At 51.8% G+C, this 3,691-nt stretch carries 4 protein-coding genes and 3 pseudogenes; 4 read left to right on the top strand and 3 right to left on the bottom strand.

The features are described 5' to 3' along the window. Positions 1–82, top strand: a pseudogene (locus tag QZ506_RS10765) (lipoprotein); the annotation flags it as partial. A gap of 449 nt (positions 83–531) precedes the next feature. Here QZ506_RS10765 and QZ506_RS10760 read toward each other — a convergent pair. Beyond that, positions 532–879 (bottom strand): hypothetical protein, encoded by a 348-nt coding sequence (locus QZ506_RS10760; protein ID WP_291971017.1) that lies wholly within the window; start codon positions 877–879, stop codon positions 532–534. 438 nt (positions 880–1,317) lie between these two features. On the opposite strand from QZ506_RS10760, the gene QZ506_RS10755 reads away from it, so the two are divergent. Together QZ506_RS10755 and QZ506_RS10750 are read left to right on the top strand one after the other, a co-directional pair. Beyond that, on the top strand, positions 1,318–1,467 hold the full coding sequence (locus tag QZ506_RS10755) for a hypothetical protein (RefSeq protein ID WP_291971019.1): 150 nt from the start codon (positions 1,318–1,320) through the stop codon (positions 1,465–1,467). Then, positions 1,447–2,086, top strand: a pseudogene (locus QZ506_RS10750) (12-oxophytodienoate reductase); the annotation flags it as partial. The gene QZ506_RS10755 and the pseudogene QZ506_RS10750, both read left to right, overlap by 21 nt. A 62-nt stretch (positions 2,087–2,148) precedes the next feature. Here QZ506_RS10750 and yqhD read toward each other — a convergent pair. Together yqhD and QZ506_RS10740 are read right to left on the bottom strand one after the other, a co-directional pair. Beyond that, positions 2,149–3,312: pseudogene (gene yqhD, locus QZ506_RS10745) on the bottom strand (alcohol dehydrogenase). 72 nt (positions 3,313–3,384) lie between these two features. Then, on the bottom strand, positions 3,385–3,585 hold the full coding sequence (locus QZ506_RS10740) for a hypothetical protein (protein WP_291971015.1): 201 nt from the start codon (positions 3,583–3,585) through the stop codon (positions 3,385–3,387). Between QZ506_RS10740 and QZ506_RS21575 the strand changes: the two genes are divergently transcribed. Then, positions 3,563–3,691 (top strand): IS1 family transposase (locus QZ506_RS21575; RefSeq protein ID WP_367273004.1); only part of this gene is annotated, 129 nt, incomplete at its 3' end. The two genes, QZ506_RS10740 and QZ506_RS21575, sit on opposite strands and share 23 nt — an antisense overlap.

The following is a 3,691-nucleotide window of genomic DNA, read 5'->3' as shown; positions in this document are numbered from 1 at the left end:
GGTGGGTGAAGCCATGGCCATGGTCAAAGCGCTTAACCGGATCACGCTATCAGGAATGCCGAACAGTATTCGCATCACGTAACAATCGACCCGTATGGGGCGCAGTCGTTACAAGTTCTGATTTATTCAACAAAGCCTTTTTATTGCGCAACTGCACAGTGGTGAGTTTACGCTGCGCCCTGTCGCTGCGCTCACTGCGCGCACGGATAGTCTGCGGTAAACGACTGCTGCGATTATGAGTGATACCCAGGTGTGCGAGTGAAAAAAGGCTGTGTTTCGGTCTGGAAAACACAGCCTGAGTGCATTTTGTGTGGTTTTCTGTTCGTTGAACCTGAAGAGGTCTGTTTACCGGTTTTCCAAACCGCGTGCCTGACGTTCCGTACGGATCTGGTTTTCATTATCACGCAGGTAAGCATCAAGCTGTGTCAGTCCGGCACGCGCCTGCTGCCATTGGTCAGCATACCGCGCTTTGGGGGTGGTAGGGTTAGGGTTAGCGGCATCCCATGCCAGTGCTTTGCTAATCGCTGCGCGCTAGGCTTTGGGCGATCCGCCTGCCCATTCATTGATCGCTTGCCCCAGTGTTGCATTAAGGGCATCCATTGCCGCAGGTTCACCATAGGGCGGCAGTTCGGGGTGTGCCAGTAAATGGTAGCGCCAGCGCAATTGACCAACATAAAACCAGGTCACAGCCTCATCCTTATGGCCAGTTTCAAACAGTTGTTTGGCGTACAGATAGAGTTCGCTAGGATGTTTCTTGGCCAAACTGGCATCCGTGTCTTGTTGGGATGTTGTTGTCATTGTGACATGTGCGGAAGCAGGCGCTGCGTGTGCATAAGCGGTGAGCGTTGCCAGAAGCAGGGTTGATAACAGGCGTTTCACGCTGACTCCAAAGAAATAGAAAAAACATGAGGTTATCGCTAATCTGGTTCGAGTGAAACCGTGAACACTCATATATTGTACGCGTTATGAGCCGGATAATGGACCAATATCGCGATCTTCTGGTGTAAAAATGTTGCATATACAATTAACGATATGAAAAACACAGACACGCCTCAAGGCTGTACCAATCTCAAGCTGCGCCAGCTTACGCGGATGGTGACGCGACATTACGATCACTACATTGCGACATGCGGGTTGAAAAATACTCAGTACGCGTTGTTATCGTATGCCGTGAGCTTGGAGCCTGTTCGTCCCGTCGATCTGGCCCGACACATGCAAATGGACGCCTCTACGTTAACACGCAATATGCAGCCTCTGGTTGCGCAAGGATGACTAAAAATTTGTGCCGGGAATGACGCGCGCAGTCGCAGTGTTGAAGTGACGGCGGCAGGGCGGGAGAAACAGGCACAAGCGCAACGGGTGTGGCAGGAGGCGCAGGTGACGATCGTGGCACAACTCGGTGCTGAACGGGTGGCTGCGTTGCATCAACTGCTTGAAGAGTGCATTGATTGCCTTGATGTGTATTAGTCGCGACTAATACAGGTTATCTGATTGACCAGTTCTTCTGTCCGGGAACCAGTAAGCGTACAGATGCTTTCAGCGGAGCAACCATCCGTGAGCGTTCTCGCTTTGCGGCGGACATTGTGCGTGCCGTTCGCGCTGCCGTTGGCCCTGATTTCCTGATTTCCCGATGATCCTGCGTGTTAACCAGTGGAAGCAGCAGGATTATAAAGTGCGTCTGGCGACATCACCGCAAGAAATGACGGAATGGCTGGCACCGCTGGTTGAGGCGGGCGTTGATATTCTGCACTGCTCACAACGTCGCTTCTGGGAGCCGGAATTCTCGGACATTGACGGCGAGCAAGGGTTGAATTTTGCCGGCTGCGCGAAGAAGTTAACCGGTGCGGCCACCATCAGCGTTGGGTCGGTGGGATTAAGCTCTGACTTCTTTGCTGCCTTTGGCGGTGAAGGATCGGGTGCGGCAGCATTGGATAACCTGTATACGCGTATGGAGCGGGACGAGTTTGATCTAATCGCCGTAGGTCGGGTTCTGCTTTCTGATGCGCACTGGGCAGAAAAAGTCCAGTCGGGTCAGACGGATTCTCTACGCGGATTTAATGTGGCAGATTTAGCCGTACTTGCCTGATATACCTCCATGACAAAGAGAGCCATTTGCTCCCTTCGCAGACACAGCAATGAGGGCGGCGCTTAGTGTGCCGCTTCGTAGATCTTCTGACTCACTTCTGGCGTAATATCAGCGTATTCCACGAGCACCGTCATGCCGTGTTCTTTCAGTTTGGCAACCAGCGTCGGAATGGTGCTGCCATCCAATTGATAATCCGCCATGTGGGTGGGTACGCCCATTTTCTCGAAGAACGCACTCGTGGCCGCGATAGCACCATCAATGCGTTGATCTTCGCTACCTCCACGCAAATCCCATACGCGTTCTGCATATTGCAGCAGTTTGGCGCGTTTTTGCGCCTTTTTCGCTTGCAGCAAGGAAGGCAATACGATCGCCAGCGTTTGTGCATGGTCAAGCCCGTGCAATGCGGTCAATTCATGGCCTATCATATGAGTAGCCCAATCCTGCGGCACGCTTGCACCAATCAGTCCATTCAGCGCCGTGGTGGCACTCCACATCACGTTGGCCCGGACTTTTAGTTTTCCGGTTCGGCTAGCGCGCGTGGGCCTTCTTCTATAAGCGTTAACAGCAAGCCTTCAGAAAAACGATCCTGCACTTTGGCATCCACCGGATAGGTCAGATACTGCTCAACGGTATGCACAAACGCATCGACAACGCCGTTGGAAACCTGACGCGGCGGCAAACTGTAGGTTACGACCTGAGCGAGTACGGCAAACAGGGGGGAAGGTGTAGGGGGAGAAGAAGGGCAGCTTGTCCCCCGTGGTTTTAAGGCTGATAACGGCACCATTGTTAGATTCAGAACCGATTGCTGGCAGGGTCAGTACGCAAGCCATTTTCACGGCATTCGTCACTTGTGCGCCGGTGGTTTGCAGAATATGCTAGGGATCTTGCGCGGCTTCATAGTGTGCAGCGGCAGCGATAAATCTTGTGCCATCGGCGACCGAACCACCGCCGACCGCGAGCAGAAAGTCAATGTTTTCGGCACGGAACAATTCAACGGCTTTCATCAGCGTTTCATAAGACGGGTTCTGTTCAATACCGCCGAACTCACGCACATCACGGCCATCCAGCGCCTGATAGACCTGATCCAGTACGCCGTTACGCTTGATGCTACCGCCACCGTAAGTGATAAGGATACGCGCATCAGCAGGAATTTCTTTGCCTATTTCGGCAATTTTGCCTTCACCAAACAGAATTTTGGTCGGGGTATGAAGTGTGAAATTTTGCATAGGGTAATTATCCAGTTCAACGCCTTGATAAGAAATCCCGGGTAACGCTTGCGGGAGATGGATACCGACCGTTCAGTATGAATGATGTGGGCTATTATCAGCAGCTGGTCGCAGGCATTCAATGCACATTTCGGTCGTGTATTCAATATGTTGATTGCAGTGTGAAATGTCCGGTTTTGGATGTGGAATACAGAGGATAAAGTTGATGTAAGATGCCCGTTTTGTGAACAGACATCTCCTGTGAAAAAACATGTTTATGACAAAAGTGGCCATCAGCGTTACCGTCGTCAGTCATGCAAACACGGATGGCTACAGGGCTTACAACGACGAACTTCCAAAAGTAAAACACATTGTTAGCAAGCTGTATACACAGCGTATT

The sequence above is a fragment of the Candidatus Symbiopectobacterium sp. genome (assembly GCF_020054415.1).
Taxonomy (GTDB): domain Bacteria; phylum Pseudomonadota; class Gammaproteobacteria; order Enterobacterales; family Enterobacteriaceae; genus Symbiopectobacterium.
This window is presented reverse-complemented; position numbering and strand designations above follow the sequence as displayed.